This window comes from Bacteroidia bacterium (assembly GCA_041391665.1).
Taxonomy (GTDB): domain Bacteria; phylum Bacteroidota; class Bacteroidia; order J057; family J057; genus JAGQVA01.
Window position 1 is genome coordinate 2,661,672 of the sequence record JAWKNO010000002.1, and the last position, 14,888, is coordinate 2,676,559.

Genomic DNA, 14,888 nt, shown 5'->3' on the forward strand with positions numbered 1-14,888 from the left:
GGAAAATGATAGACTTGGATATTTGCACAGAACTCCTTGATTCTGTTCCGGATGCCGTAATAATTGTCGATGAATCAGGTACCATAGTTCAGGTTAACTGCCAGACTGAGGTATTATTTAAATATGGAAAATCAGAGCTGGTCGGAGCAAGCATGGAAATACTCATGCCCAAAAGATTCAGGGAAAAGCATCCACACCATCGCAAAAGCTACTTCCAGTCTCCGCATGTGAGGCCAATGGGTTCTATGATGAACCTTCTGGCTGTCAATCGGCATGGGAAAGAATTTCCAGTAGAAATAAGTCTAAGTCCCCTGAAAGGCCAGCGTTGTGTAGTAGCCTCTATACGCGATGTTACGGATCGGGTACAACTGATGAACAATCTGAGGGAGCAGAATAAGAAGTTGGAGAACTTCTCGCATATTATTTCTCACAATTTGCGGAGCCCTGTGAGCAACTTCGGGATGCTCCTGCAGTTTTTGAAAACCGAAAAAACCAGCAAAGGAAGAGCATTGGTGATAGAAAAGCTGGAGAAGAACATTTTCAGTCTTACAGGCACACTGAACAAGCTGCTGGAGGTGATACAGATCAGAATAGAATCGATGAAGGATAGAGAAAGAGTATCTTTTGCCTCTGTCTTTGAGAAAATCCGCGATTCACTTGAGGGGCAGATTATGGAGACAAGCGCAAGCCTTACCACTGATTTTTCCCAGGCTTCAGAAATAGAGTATCTGACGATATATCTGGAAAGCATTATTCAAAATCTTTTGTCCAATGCACTGAAATACAGCCATCCAGGGCGTTCTCCTCAGATACATATTAAAACATATCGTACACCGAAGAGCATTATCCTGTCCGTCAGGGACAACGGATTGGGGATAGACCTGAATCACAACAGGGATAAAATTTTTGGTTTGCACAGAACCTTTCATGAACACCCTGAGGCCCGGGGAGTGGGGTTGTTTATCACCCGAACACAGGTAGAGGCTATGGGCGGGAAAATTACGGTAATGAGTAAGGTAAATGAAGGGACAGTATTTTTTGTGCGGTTGAATTGAACAGATTTTCCTATAAATCAGGCTTTTTATCTTTTTCTATCTGCCGGATATACACAGACAGTTTTTGGCTGCTCAGGCCGAGAAAATCGGCGATTGCGGCTTCCATCGCGGGGGAATCTTCATACATCTTTTTCAATCGGGCATTCTCCTGTTCTAGCTGTTTAATCCGCCGTTTATCCTCATCCTGATCTTCTTTCAGCACTTTTTCCCAATTGTAAAAAGTCGCCGGACTAATCTGATGCATTCGGCAGATTTCTTCCACACTCGCACCCGTTTGGCGTTGGGAAACAATCGCCTTGCGTTGGGTCAGACTGAATTGACTCGTTTTCATTTTACGTTTTTTTGAAAGTTAAAATTATCCATGATAATTTCTACTTTTCAACTGGGGCGCTTGGGGGGAAGAGAACAATGGAATGCTGGCAAAATTAATAATGAAAATTACCGGACATGAAACTGAAAAGGCATTTTTAAAGTACATTAGAGTTGCCGAATAGAAAGTCTCAGAACAGATTATGGATCTTTGGGAACAAAGGTTACGGAAAAGGCAATATGTTTATAATTTGAGCTTATGAATCAAAACCTTAATTGGTCTCTTTTCGATGGAGATCGCTTTCAAAGGCTCTGCAATGCCTTAGTTATTCATGATGTTTCCAAACACGCGAAAGTCTTCACGGCACCCGGAAAGGATGGAGGCATTGATGAACTATACGAAGGCGAATATGCTGGTAAAGATGGAAAATGGCGGTTCCAAGCGAAATTCCATAATACAGATAAGAAAACCGCTTTTAATACTCTAAAATTAGACATCAAAAATGATATTGAAAAGAATTTTCAGAATGAGGATCATGTAATTTTTCTTACTAACACCGATTTTCTACCCCAAAAGATTCAAGAACTTGAAAACCTCGGTAAGAAGGTTGCCAAGGATTCTCATGACAAGGAACCAAATATTGAGGTATGGGATGGTGGAAAAATCGAAGCACTACTCATGGGGCACCCAATCATATACCGTACTTTCTTTGGAGATAGAGGTGCCATCATTGTACCCTATCGTGAAAAATTTTCAGAACAACTCGATCCTGAAAATAAGGGCCCCTTCAATTTTCATAACCCTTTCGCCGGAAGGAAGGATGAAATTGAAACACTAAAGTCTTTTCTTTCCAATGACAAGAAATCTGTGATTTCAGTTGTCGGGTCTGGTGGATATGGGAAAACCCGATTAATTGTGGATTTCTTTAGGATCATTGATCGGGAGAAACCTGATTGGCATTGTTACGCTTTTCTGACGCAGATGGGATTTGATCCCTCTGAATTTCGGAGATCTCTGATGGGTAGGAACAAGTTTTTGATTCTTGTCGATGATGCTCATGCCTTCTCAAACCTAAAAGACATTGTTTCAATAGTCAGACTTCCCGAATTCAAGGGGCGCATAAAAATTATCCTAACTACGAGAATCCCGTTATTTGATAAAATTATGGCTGAATTCTCTATTCATGAGGAACTTAAGGAAGACTTAATTCTTGGCTCACTTAAACAGGCAGAAGCATATTTGGCATGTGCCCTACTTCTTGGTGAAAATGATTATAAACCGAGTGAATTAGCTTGGCTGGCTCGAAGATCCGGAGGAGTGCCATTGGTAATCACGGCTCTTTGTTATACGATCAAAAAATCAGGCAGTTCATCGAAAATATTTGAAGATAAGGATCTGAATTTCGGCCAAGCAATTGAAAAATATGTAGATGAGGTAATCATAAAGATTAAAAAGGAAACAGGTCTGAAATCGAAGATCATTAAAAAATGTATTTGGCTTCTTTCGATCATTTCTCCATTTACGCTACAGAATAAAGGCCAGTTTATTGGCAATTTCCTTGAACTAAAAACCAGTAGGCTAAAGAAGTTGCTCAAAGCTCTCGTCAAATCGTTTCTTCTTGATGAAATTCATCAGGAAGGCATGATGATATATTACGAAAGGGATCCAGAAATTCTGTTGTTGGATGATCGAGAAGTTCAAGGGGACAATCAAACTTATTGGGCGGTCCCAAACATATATTATTCCATCCAGCCTGATCCCTTTGCTGATCAAATCATTAACTGGTTCACGGATGATGAGAAGCTGATGGAGGAACTACTTTCCACGGAAGGTGTAAGTCCATACCTGAAAAATGTAATTCAGAATCTATTTGAAACTAAAGAAATCAATCCTGGTAATTCTGAAGTTGCTTTAAGGGTTCTTAAAGTATATATCGAGCGCCTTAAGGAAGAAATTGGAGATGCTGATCTCTATTATTGGGATGAATTACTGTCCATCGGAAAAAACCTTGCTCATATTTTACCCCAATATTCGTTCACTATTTTGGATGCCGTTATGTTCGTTTCTAAGAACAGAAATCATCCAATCCACAAATTAGTGGCCGAGAAAGAAAAGGAAAAGAGCTTCCTTCAGTATAACCTATCATCTATTACACAGATTTCGGTCCAGCTTTCAATTTCACTAAACCTTATACCGGAGATTTTTAAAAGAGTCCTAATTCTCTCAAGGGCTGAGGGAAACTGGGATTTATTGAAACAATGTTTCCTGATTCGAGATGTGGACCTTTACCAAAGTGAGGGCGTTACTCCTTTAGTAAGACAAAATTCCCTTCTGAAGTTAATCATGGGAAATGAAATATCTCCGAAAGAACAACAAGAAATACTGGTCACTTTGTCAGAAGAATTACTTAAGACAAGTTTTTCACAAACAATAGATGTCAAAGAAAGAGGAGAACTATACGGCGCCATGATGTTTGCATCCTTGCATCTTCCTGACCACCCCCAAGTTCACGAATTCAGACTCAATTATTTATCCATTTTGATTCATTTCTTTAGAAGCGACCAAAATCCTGCGAATCGAGAAAAAATCCTCAAAGCAATAGTCAAAGCACATGAGGACTTGCAATATCGTTCTAATCGGTATATCAGGGCAGAAGAAGGATCGGAAACTTTCGGAGGTATAGAGGAGGCGAAGAAAATCATTGACTTCTTTACTGAAATTGCTTTTGAAGTATATGGGTTTCTTTTCAGAGCCAAACTTGGAAAAGAGAGAATAAGTACAGGTTCAGATGAATTTCATGAAATCCGCGACAAATATGAGGTACTATTTAACCAACTTGAAACGGGCAAATCCATTTTCGAAGAATTGTCCTTGATGCTTTATTCTGGAAGAAATTGGACGCGAGATGAAGATAAATTCCAAAAGCTAATCAGCTCATATTCAAACGAGGAAGAAGCCATAACTGACATTCTAAAGCTAGACTCTTACGATCAGATGTTTGAAAAGAAGGGGCATGAACGTGGGGCATCAATTTTAATTTGTCGGATTGGAGGGGATAGCGATCTAAAACTTGAAATCCTCTACCCCAGACTCTTAGAGTTGAACCAAAAGTTAGCGCTTTCCGATGGAACAGATTGGTTGGCAAGAATTTATTTTCATGATAAAGGCTCAAAGGAATTTTTTCGCAACAAGATCAATTTTTTGCTGGGGATAGGTTCCAGAAGTTCTTTGTTAAGCATTCTTGAGGTTTATTATCAAGGGATTTTGGAAAAAGGAATGGCTAAAATGACCGAAGATGATTTTTCAACCCTGAAGAGGATTTTTTCAGAGTTTTCCACCTTAGTAAAATCATCAGAGGAAGGGACCATTGAGAATAGGATCCACGATAAACTCAGTATCCTGGTGCCTTTGATGGTCAAATCCGACCGAAAGGAATTCCTGCATTACCTGCTAAATTTCCTGTCAAATGCTTGCTCAGGTAAAACTGATCATATTTTGGGCCATTTTTTTGATGCAGAAAATGAATTTGATGAGGAATTCCTGATTGACTTATTGTACAATCATTCTCCCAATCTTGACATATACCGGGAAGGATATCACCTTGCCAAGATACTTGACTATTTCTTCGCCAAGCGTGGCTTCGATTGGGTTCTTCAATTTAGTGAACGGAGATTGGAGATCAGAGTAGAGCGTGAGGCAGAATACGCCAATACATACTATGGTGTTTACGGAAAAAGGAATTTCGATTTTAATCGACCAGAATTCCTGAAGGATATAGGGAACCAGAATGCAATATTCAAGAGTGCCTTAAAATGGTACATGAAATTAGATTCAGAAAAAGCTCATTTTTTGGTGGAAGACCCTTGGCAAATCTTAAGGACATTTGTGTCTGACACCATTGACATTGATTTCTTAAAAGATGAACTTGGTCATTGGATAGGCAAAAACCAAAATGTCGACACGATATTTAGGTTCACATTGGCTCTTGTTTTGTTCCGAAATCAACTCTCTACCCTTCAGCCAAGGATAATAGAAGCAAACAGGATAATTGATCATAATTTCAAAGATTTGGTTGGCAAAGGAACATTGGATAAATATGACCTTGAGGGAAGGGATACAGCATACATTCAATTTGTACATCTTCTACTCCGGTTCAATGAAGAACCATTTATTACGGGAAAGGAACGAACAGCAAAACTTATGTCAGAAATTCTTTTCAGCGAACTCCACCTTTTTCCCAAGTTAGAATTTGAAGATCTATTTGGGAAATAAATAACTTCTTTTCCACATCCACCTTCAGTTACATCCAGTTACTGACTGTTATCTAGGGGTATTGCTAGGAATAGCTTATCCACTTACATTGACTTTATGAGTTCAACTTCGGAATATATAGCCACCTGTAAAAACCTGCTTTGTAAGGGTAAGTAAATGAAAAATAATATCACCCCTACAGACGCAAAAAACGCTTAAATAATTAAATTTAAGCGTTTTTCTAATGTTAAAAGCGGTCCGGACGGGACTCGAACCCGCGACCCCGTGCGTGACAGGCACGTATTCTAACCAACTGAACTACCGAACCGTTGCAATTCTCAATTGCGTTGCAAAGTTATGTGGTTTTTTCTTTTATGCAATAGTCGGATGAAAAAAATGTTAAGAATTATCACCTGTTTGTGTGCCGGAAGGCATAATATCCTCTTTTTCAGATACGTAGCTTTCCTGTGTTTTTTCTCTAAATTGTATCTCCCACGGACCCGCCATCCAGTCAATCGTCCATAGCCCCCACATTCGGGAGATTCCGTCAAACTGACCTTTATAATTTACACTGTGTTTATCAATATACTGCTTAAGGATATTGACCGATAAATCCTCAGACAGGATACCGGAAAGGATAAACATTCCTACCACATCGTATCCTGAGCCGGAAATGCTGTTGCCATCGATGGATATCAGAAGTCCTTCCATTTCCTCGCGGTGGTTATACTGTTTCCACCAGCCTGTACATCGTTTGTGTTCAGCCATAAAACGGATATTATTCACCAATTCTTTTCCCGATAATAAGCACTTTCGGTGCGTTGCCCGGAGTTACAAATCTAGCCCCGCTTTCTGTAACACCTTCATCTTCAAACGTTCCTTGTTGAGGATTAAACCATTTCCACGGCAAACCAGCCGGTAGAGAAGGAATCCTGATTTCGCCCCCCTTGTTGAGATAACTGATATAAAATTTGCCATCAACAGCCAGCAACGGCAGGTTGTTTTCGGTAAGATCCCACCGTTTTTCCATATCGGCAAAATCGTAACCGTCGAAAGCTTTTGCCAGATACCCCACATAGCGGCTGCCTTCCATATCGAGGGCTTCCCGCCACGATTTGTTTTGGCTGGCCCACGAAGTCCAGCCATCTTCGTCAGGCGAGACTTTCCACTGCCAGATTCCAGCGGCCCCATATACTACGCCCATGGTTCCTCCTGACATAAGTTGCATCCATGCCTCTTCGCCCTGCCACCATCCGAGGCCATTTTTACCATCGTTCATGCCCTCATAAGTAGGTTCTCCGTTGGCTGATGCTTTTACCGGAAGGTTGTTGTACATTCGCTCCACCTTGTGGTATAAGTGTTCGCCACCATGGCCTGTTTGAGCCCACTGGAAGTCGAGCCAGTTTTCGGCCTGCCAGGCTTTGTTGTAGTGTTCGCAGTGTTTGAGCGGGTTGTTGATGGCCCATTCGGCAATATAGTCATCACAGGGGTTGTAATGAAGGCCTGTAGGCTGGTGGTAACAGTCCCATTTTTCCATCATTTCACCACTTTCCTTTACGCCGGGGTCTATGCCGCCATTATCACCTGCAAGAAGCCAAAATGCCGGTTTGCTTCCATAACGGGCGAGGAGGTATTTGCAGTAACGCACGTACTCATCCGGATCGATGGTATTTCCCAGCACATCCAGTCCTTTCCAGCCAAAACCGTGAAAAACAGGTTGATAGACAGGCACAATTTCATGATCAATGAGGATATCGGTCAGGGAATCGAGGTATTGAAAATAGCCGGGGTTTAATTGATTGATGTGCCCATCGGCCAGGTCTGCAAATCCACGGGTAAAACCCATGGGCGTATTTCTGGCATCAGGGCCTTCGGCATGCATGTCTGGCTGTACGCTCATGAGGAGGGCCGCGTTAAAGCCCTTTTGCTGGCGGTCAGTTGCATAGACGGTTACCTGGTCGGTGGTTGCCCGGAAAGGAATAGACCAGGGGGTATCTCCAATCAGTAAAAAGGAAGTACCGTCGTGGTGAACGACGTTTCTTTTCCCCGGCGACATTTTTAGCAGACCATGAGTAGAGAAACGGTTGCTGTTGGAGGCAGGCACTGCCCGGATTTTACCCGTTTTCCCGTGAAGATTTTGATCATTTTCCGGAGAGGCGTAGGTTTTCCATTGCCAGGTGGAGTGATTGTCGGGAGATGCAAACCGAATTTTCCAGGTATTTCCGCCATCCCAGAATCCGGGCCGGACAAGAGTTTCACCAGATTCGTTGGAGAATGAGGCCCAGAGCTCTACGTCTGAATAGGGATTCGCGTAGGTATTTTCCGTGTGAAGAGATATTTCGAAGGTTTCCCATTGAGGGATTTGGGGTATGGATTCACAAGCCATAAATGCGGCTATCCAAAATAACAGGAAAAATCGAGCGAAAGGATTGGAGGGCATGGGTTTTGGTTTTTGCCCTAAAATAAGGTTTGATTTTGAAAAATGCAGGAAAATAGGAGAAAAGGTGAAGAAGGATGAGTGGTTTTCGCGAACTGCAGTCGCAGAGTTCTTTAGGGCAGGTTTGAAACAGATTTTAGATTGATGTTATGGTTTAATGGGTTGATTGTCAGTGTTTTGTGGGTTTTTTGTATCCGTTTGTAACGGTTTGTAAGGGTTTCCAACGGATTGTAACGGATTGCAACGGTTTTTTTGTGGTAATTATTTGATTATCATTAGTTTATGATTTTTTATATCCGTTTATAACGGTTATTTGATGGATGGGTAATTTGTTGATTATCAGGATTTTAATAATTATTATACGGAATTATCAACTTATTGGGATAAACCACGAAGGACACCAGGAAGCCACGAGGGACACAAAGCACAGTTTCCTTGTGTCCTTTGTGAGGCCTTTGTGAGTCTGCTTATGCAGATGGTTTCTGCTTCGCTTCGGAAAGATTACCTTCTCCCAATTGCTTTACAATTCCGTTATTATATCGTTTGTAACGGTTTGTAGCGGATTGAAACGGATTTTAAACGGTTTTGGGGGGTAATTGGTTGATTATCAAAAATTTAACAATCTATGTATCCGTTGGAAACGGTTTGAAACGGTTTTTAGTAGTAATTATTTGATTATCAGTATTTTATGATTTTTTTTATCCGTTTGAAACGGTTTGAAACGGTTTGAAACGGTTTGAAACGGTTTGTAACGGATTTCAGATTGCAATGTCTTGATTATCAATGTTTTGTAAATTTCTGTATCCGTTTGAAACGGTTTGTAACGGATTTTAGATTGATGGTATGGTTTAATTGGTTGATTACCAGGGTTTTATATGTTTCTGTATCCGTTTGCAACGGTTTTTTTTTGGAGGAATTTCCTGATTATCAGGATTTTACTAATTATTATACCGTTTGAAACGGTTTGTAACGGATTCCAGCCGATTCCAACGGATTGTAACGGTTTCCAACGGTTTTCAACGGATTGTAACGGTTTCCAACGAATTATAACGGTTTCCAACGGATTTCAACGGATTTCAACGGTTTTCAACGGATTGTAACGGTTTCCAACGGATTCTAACGGTTTCCAACGGTTTTCAACGGATTCTAACGGTTTCCAACGGTTTCCAACGGTTTCCAACGGATTCTACCGGTTTGTAGCGGATTCCAGCCGATTCCAACGGTTGGTTTCCAACGGTTTTCAACGGATTGTAACGGTTTCCAATGGTTTGTAACGGATTGTAACGGTTTCCAACGGTTTGTAACGGATTCTAACGGTTTGTAACGGATTCCAGCCGATTCCAACTGATTGTAACGGATTCCAGCCGATTCCAACTGATTGTAACGGTTTCCAACGGTTTTCAACGGATTCCAACGGTTGGTTTCCAACGGATTCCAACGGTTGGTTTCCAACGGTTGGAAACGGATTTCAACGGTTTCCAGCCGATTCCAACGGTTTCTAACGGATTCCAGCCGATTCCAACGGTTTCAACCGCTCCAACCGTTTCCGCCCTCATAACCCCTCACGCCTTTTCCCCGCCCCCCCCAAAAAAAAACGGGCATGCAACTACCTGGTGTTAGTTCCATGCCCGGAGAATCAGCGCTGAAATTGCCTATGCCTTAGCCAATTGTACGCTGATCATCAGTTTTACATCTTCTCCTACCAACAGCCCACCTGATTCGGTTACTGCATTCCATGTGAGGTTGAAGTCTTTGCGGTTGATATTTCCGGTAATCTCAAATCCTGCTTTGCTGTTGCCCCATGGATCTTTTACCGTCCCATTGTAATCTACATCAAGTGTAACTGTTTTGGTGATGTCGCGAATTTTCAGGTCTCCGGTCAGTTTGTAGTCGCCGGAAGCTGTTTTACTCAACAATCCGTTGCTGAATACCAGGTGCGAATATTTTTCTGCTGAGAAAAAATCGTCTGACTTAAGGTGTGCATCGCGGTCTGCATTGTTGGTGCTAATGCTGTTTACATCAATGCTGAAGCTGATCTCTGCATCACTGAAGTCGTCCTGATCTGCATATACCGCGCCTTCAAATTTGCTGAATGTACCGGTAACTGTCGTGATGACCAGGTGCTTTACCTTGAAAGTTACTTCTGTATGTGCCGGATCAATGGCCCATTGGGTTTTGGTGGATACTTGTGCGTTTGCCATAAGAATTTTTGTTTGGTAAATGATGATTGACTTAACAACACAAAGTTCGCCCGCTCAATTACCCAAAACATTGAACCAGGTTAAGAAATCTTTTTATTTTTTATATCGGTTTTCCTCTTTACTCCGAACGCAAACTTCCGGCTGGATTGGTCAATACAGCTCTGACAGATTCGTAACTGATGGTTAAAACTGCAATGAGGACAGTGGAAATACTGGCAATCAGGAAAATGTCCCAGTTCATATCAATTTTATAGGTATATTCTTTTAACCATAGATTCATCATGTACCACCCCACAGGTATAGCAAGTATGATCGAAATGAATACTAGTTTTAAATAGTTGAAAGTCAGCATACCCAACAGATTGCCAAACGATGCACCCAACACTTTCCGGATGCTGATTTCCTTTCGCCGCTGCTCCACCATAAACGCTGAAAGGGCAAATAAACCCAAACAGGCAATGATCATCGCTAAAATCGCAAAACTGGTGAAAATTCGCCCTGTTTGCTGTACGTCTTTATACATTTGGGCATATCGTTCATCTAAAAATGTATATCGGATCGGCTGGTTGGGCGCAAATTCATCCCAAACGGCGGTAACTGACTGAAGGGTTGCTCTCATATCTTCTGATTGGACCTTCACGGAAACAATCGAACCATAATTGTTTTTAACAAAACAGAGCGGCCGAATCTCTCCCTTGAGCGACTCAAAATGAAAGTCCTCTACTACGCCTACGACCGTATAAACCTGCCAGTTCTGTATCCGCGCTCCCACAGGGTTTGCCAGCCCTAGTTCCCGGGCCATTTTCTGATTGATAATAATTGCCTGGGAATCTGAGGACATTTCTTTCTCAAAATCTCTTCCATCTATGATTTTCATCCCCATCGTGGAAATATAATCCTCATCCACCTGCCATTTCTGTGCGCCTACGGATTTGTCTTCCTTCGATTTGCCTTCCTTCCAGAATGGATTTTGATCGCGTTTGGTTCCTTCCACCGGTAGAAAATCGCTGATGGTTACGTTTTGTACTTCCGGAAGTCGCTGGAGTTCGCTTTTGAATGAAATTTGTTTTTGGCCCAACGTGTTGACTCCCTGAATCATCACTACCTGCTCTTTGTCATATCCTAGTTTGGTGTTGAGGATAAACTGCATTTGACGATAAATGACAAAAGTGCCTATAATCAGTATGATGGAAATGGAAAACTGAAACACTACCATCGTACTTCGGATGCCGCTGCTTTTACTCCCGCGACTGAGGTTTCCTTTTAAAATTTCTATGGGCTTAAAGCCTGAAAGATAAAAGGAGGGATAAATGCCCGCCAATAGTCCTATTACTCCTGCACAAAGCAAGGTGAGTGGGATGAGCCACCATTCATTCCATGGGAAAACCATCGATTTGCCTGAAAGCATATTAAACAATGGCAAAACCAGCCATGCCAGTGCAATTCCCAACACAAAAGAAATCAGACTGTAGAGCATGGATTCTGTTAAAAACTGGCTGATCAGATGGCTTTTGTAAGAGCCGATGACTTTCCTTAACCCGACCTCTCGTGCCCGATTGGCAGATTTGGCTGTTGACAAGTTGATAAAATTAATGCAGGCGAGGAGGAGAATAAAAAGGGCTACAACCCCAAACAGCCATACAAAACGAATGTCTCCGTTTTTTACCATATCGTGCATTTCTACCGATCGCAAATAGATATCTGGCACAGGCTGAAGGCGAAATTTTTGGTATTTCTCTACATCTTCCAGCATTTGATCCCCTGTTTCTTTTAAATAACCTACATAATAGGTCTCTTTGATCGCATCCAATTTCTCCTCCAAATCAAGCGGATTGGTTCCCTCCACGAGTTGAACATATACGTTGTAATTCCATGAGCCCCAGGTTGTTTGTTCGCCTTCCCAAAACTCCTCCTCAGTCAGGGTAATCAAAAAATCATAATCCAGGTGAGAGTTTCTGGGGAAATTTTCCATCACTCCGCCGATTGTAAATGGACGGTTTGTTTCCTCATTGAGAATAATGGTCTCTCCCACCGGGTTTTGACTGGGGAAATATTTTTCGGCTTTATTTCTGGATATGACAATTGTATGGGGCTCTGCCAGCGCCGTTTCCTGGTTTCCATAGATCATGGGGATTTCCAGTATTTCGAGCAATGTCTGGTCTACATAGGCAAATCCTTCTTCGTAGGCATTCTGTAATTGATCTTCCCGCCTGAACTGGTTGCTCCCGGCGAAAAAAAAGTCATAAGGAATGAGCCTGCCCGATTTTTCCACTTCGGGATAATCGTTTTTCATGATTTTGGCCATAGAAGCCGGAAAAGAAAGCCATTTTTCGTCGTGTTCTTCGTTTTTAAACGCATTATAAACCCGGTAGATATTGCCTTTGTTGGTATAAAACTGGTCATAACTCAGCTCGTCCCGCATATACAATGCAATAAGAAAACATGCCGCAATACCTAGCGTAAATCCCCCGATTTTGATGACCGAATACATTTTATTTCTTAGCAAATTTCTCCAGCCGATGATAAAATAGTTTTGAAACATGGCGTATTGATTTAAATTTCCAATGATGGGATGCCGCACGGCAAATGGTCTGAGATAGTTCAAGACCTGAAACCAGTAATTGAGTTTTGCCCGGAATGGCGACTGTTTTTCCTGTAGTGAATAAAATTTTTCATCCAGATCACCCAAAACTTCTTCTGCCAGTTCTGCTTTCAGAAACCAGCATAAGAATTTTTCCGCAAGCGGGGGCGGTGAAACGGGGGTTGTTTTTGCGGTGTTTTCCTTCGGTTTCATGGAGAAATTTCCCAGTTAAGGTTGTCAGAGGCAAAATCGGGATATTGTTTCCATAGCGATAGTTTGAAATCGCGGGAGGCTGCCAATGCACTCTGACCAGAAGCTGTAATGGTATAAATCCGCTTTCTTCTTCCGCCTCGTTCTGCGGTCGAACTGCCCATTTCAGACTTCAGAAATCCTTTGTCTGCCAGTCGGCTGAGGGTAGAATGTACAGCACCGATAGACACAGGTCTTGCAGTTTGCGTTTCAAATTCTTCGGCAATCTTAAAAGCGTACGCTTCTTCCCCCAATATGCCCGCGAGCAACAGGATGGTTTCTTCAAAATCGCCTAGCCGGGTCTCTTTCATTATGGTACTAAATTGTAGAACAAATGTAAACAACCTTTGGATATTTGTTCTACAATTTAGAATGAATGTCTGAAATAAGCAACTTTACCTTCTTCTCCGGCGGATTTTGCTCAGAAATTCGGGCGTGATGCCGAGGTAGGATGCAACATACTTCAGCGGCACGAGTTGCTCCAGGGTAGGGTAGGTACGGAGAAATTGTTTGTACCTATCTTCAGCTGTAAAGGCGTTGTTTTGCATGATTCGGCGCTGGTGGGCAACGAGTGCATTTTGAAAAATGATGCGAAAATAGCGCTCAAACTTTGGTACTTCATGATACAACTGCTCCAGTCCTTCGATAGAGATTTGCAACACCCGGGCATCGGTCAGGGCTTTGATCGAATAAATGGCAGGAGAACGACTGACAAGACTGTAAAGATCTGCCGTCCACCACATCGGTGTGGCAAATTGAAGTACATGCTCAAAACCGTTTTCATCGGTAAAATAATTCATCAGGCAGCCGTCAGCTACCAGACTGAAATATTCACAAACCTCTCCGCTTAGGAGAAGGAATTTTTTCTTCGGGATGGTTTTTGTTTTTGTAAGCGAAAGAAAAATCTCCGCCTCGCGATCTTCGAGTTGGATATAGCGGCGGAGATTTTCGATAAGTGTAGGAACATTCATTCGACTTGTTTAAGGAATGAATTTACGAAATAATTGTTTTTGAATTCATTCCCTGATCGCAATAAACCTGTATTGCCTGATTCACAAAAGCTGCCAGACCCAGACGGAATTTTTCGTAATAAGCAGTAAACCGCTCATCTTCCACATACAGTTTGCCTAAACCCCGGTAACGTTCTTCCGAAACTTCATAAAACTGATTTAAGTACTGGTGGTGCAGAGCCACGGTTTGTTGTACCTGCACATGGTCAGGTCCAAGTTCCATAAGATCAGCAAGCAACTGTGTAATTTCTTCGCCTTTGGCTTTGTGATCAATCCAGCCTTCTTTGCCCATTTGCCGGATACGCGCTTCTGTTTCAAGGAGTTCATCTTCTCCCCAGCGGTCGGCAACTTCCTTCCGAATGGATTCTACCAATTCGGGCTTGAAGCCTTCGTACATTTCTTTGTCTGTCATCATACCTTTTTGTTGGTTAAGTTCGGCTAATGTTCTGTCAATAGTGCCCACGAGTGTCCGGATTCGGTCCGTACGGCGAAGCAGTTCCCTTCTGTGAAAAGCCAATGCCTCCCGTAGATCAAATTCGGGGTCATCCAGAATGTCTGCGATTTCCTTAAGCGGAAAATCCAGTTCCCGGTAAAAAAGAATCTGCTGTAGGCGAAACAACTCATTCCTGCCATAATAGCGATACCCATTTTCGCGTCTTTCAGGTGGTTTGAGCAAACCGATCTTATCGTAATGGTGGAGCGTGCGGATGCTTACTCCGGCGATTTGGGACAGCTTTTTTACAGAATAATTAGCCATAATTTTAAGTATGACTGCAAATAAAAGCTATAACGTA

10 protein-coding genes and 1 tRNA gene are annotated in these 14,888 nt (G+C 42.1%); 2 read left to right on the forward strand and 9 right to left on the reverse strand.

The window, feature by feature from the left end:
- The first annotated feature begins 5 nt into the window (after positions 1-5).
- Positions 6-1,055: a PAS domain-containing sensor histidine kinase gene (locus R3D00_22155; GenBank protein ID MEZ4775900.1), complete on the forward strand. Its 1,050-nt coding sequence runs from the start codon at positions 6-8 to the stop codon at positions 1,053-1,055.
- Positions 1,056-1,065: 10 nt separating this feature from the next.
- On the opposite strand, the gene R3D00_22160 is transcribed toward R3D00_22155, so the two are convergent.
- Positions 1,066-1,386 (reverse strand): transposase, encoded by a 321-nt coding sequence (locus tag R3D00_22160; protein ID MEZ4775901.1) that lies wholly within the window; start codon positions 1,384-1,386, stop codon positions 1,066-1,068.
- Positions 1,387-1,623: 237 nt separating this feature from the next.
- Between R3D00_22160 and R3D00_22165 the strand changes: the two genes are divergently transcribed.
- The gene (locus R3D00_22165) at positions 1,624-5,637 is read left to right on the forward strand and encodes a hypothetical protein (protein MEZ4775902.1); all 4,014 of its coding nucleotides are present in this window, start codon (positions 1,624-1,626) and stop codon (positions 5,635-5,637) included.
- A 233-nt stretch (positions 5,638-5,870) separates the two neighbouring features.
- Here the strand turns inward: R3D00_22165 and R3D00_22170 are convergent.
- The 8 genes from R3D00_22170 to R3D00_22205 all read right to left on the reverse strand — a co-directional run bounded on the left by R3D00_22170 (position 5,871) and on the right by R3D00_22205 (position 14,851).
- Positions 5,871-5,944 (reverse strand) — tRNA-Asp (locus tag R3D00_22170).
- Between the two features lie 71 nt (positions 5,945-6,015).
- A complete protein-coding gene (locus tag R3D00_22175) occupies positions 6,016-6,384 on the reverse strand; it encodes a hypothetical protein (protein ID MEZ4775903.1) in 369 nt (122 codons plus the stop codon).
- Between the two features lie 10 nt (positions 6,385-6,394).
- Positions 6,395-8,056, reverse strand: coding sequence for a DUF4038 domain-containing protein (locus R3D00_22180; GenBank protein ID MEZ4775904.1), 1,662 nt, complete (start codon positions 8,054-8,056; stop codon positions 6,395-6,397).
- Between the two features lie 1,649 nt (positions 8,057-9,705).
- The gene (locus R3D00_22185) at positions 9,706-10,254 is read right to left on the reverse strand and encodes a YceI family protein (protein ID MEZ4775905.1); all 549 of its coding nucleotides are present in this window, start codon (positions 10,252-10,254) and stop codon (positions 9,706-9,708) included.
- Between the two features lie 118 nt (positions 10,255-10,372).
- The gene (locus R3D00_22190; protein ID MEZ4775906.1) at positions 10,373-13,048 is read right to left on the reverse strand and encodes an ABC transporter permease; all 2,676 of its coding nucleotides are present in this window, start codon (positions 13,046-13,048) and stop codon (positions 10,373-10,375) included.
- Complete coding sequence (locus tag R3D00_22195) at positions 13,045-13,395, reverse strand: PadR family transcriptional regulator (GenBank protein MEZ4775907.1); 351 nt, start codon at positions 13,393-13,395, stop codon at positions 13,045-13,047. Before R3D00_22195 ends, R3D00_22190 begins: the two co-directional genes overlap by 4 nt.
- A gap of 84 nt (positions 13,396-13,479) precedes the next feature.
- Positions 13,480-14,055, reverse strand: a complete 576-nt coding sequence (locus tag R3D00_22200) for a Crp/Fnr family transcriptional regulator (GenBank protein MEZ4775908.1) — start codon at positions 14,053-14,055, stop codon at positions 13,480-13,482.
- A 22-nt stretch (positions 14,056-14,077) separates the two neighbouring features.
- Complete coding sequence (locus R3D00_22205) at positions 14,078-14,851, reverse strand: MerR family transcriptional regulator (protein MEZ4775909.1); 774 nt, start codon at positions 14,849-14,851, stop codon at positions 14,078-14,080.
- Positions 14,852-14,888 lie beyond the last annotated feature (37 nt).

What these genes read in the sequence shown, in the direction of transcription:
- R3D00_22200 (MEZ4775908.1), bottom strand. Translation starts at nt 14,055, where the DNA reads ATGAATGTTCCTACACTTATCGAAAATCTCCGCCGCTATATCCAACTC.
- R3D00_22175 (MEZ4775903.1), bottom strand. Translation starts at nt 6,384, where the DNA reads ATGGCTGAACACAAACGATGTACAGGCTGGTGGAAACAGTATAACCAC.
- R3D00_22190 (MEZ4775906.1), bottom strand. Translation starts at nt 13,048, where the DNA reads ATGAAACCGAAGGAAAACACCGCAAAAACAACCCCCGTTTCACCGCCC.
- R3D00_22185 (MEZ4775905.1), bottom strand. Translation starts at nt 10,254, where the DNA reads ATGGCAAACGCACAAGTATCCACCAAAACCCAATGGGCCATTGATCCG.
- R3D00_22155 (MEZ4775900.1), top strand. Translation starts at nt 6, where the DNA reads ATGATAGACTTGGATATTTGCACAGAACTCCTTGATTCTGTTCCGGAT.
- R3D00_22160 (MEZ4775901.1), bottom strand. Translation starts at nt 1,386, where the DNA reads ATGAAAACGAGTCAATTCAGTCTGACCCAACGCAAGGCGATTGTTTCC.
- R3D00_22195 (MEZ4775907.1), bottom strand. Translation starts at nt 13,395, where the DNA reads ATGAAAGAGACCCGGCTAGGCGATTTTGAAGAAACCATCCTGTTGCTC.
- R3D00_22180 (MEZ4775904.1), bottom strand. Translation starts at nt 8,056, where the DNA reads ATGCCCTCCAATCCTTTCGCTCGATTTTTCCTGTTATTTTGGATAGCC.
- R3D00_22165 (MEZ4775902.1), top strand. Translation starts at nt 1,624, where the DNA reads ATGAATCAAAACCTTAATTGGTCTCTTTTCGATGGAGATCGCTTTCAA.
- R3D00_22205 (MEZ4775909.1), bottom strand. Translation starts at nt 14,851, where the DNA reads ATGGCTAATTATTCTGTAAAAAAGCTGTCCCAAATCGCCGGAGTAAGC.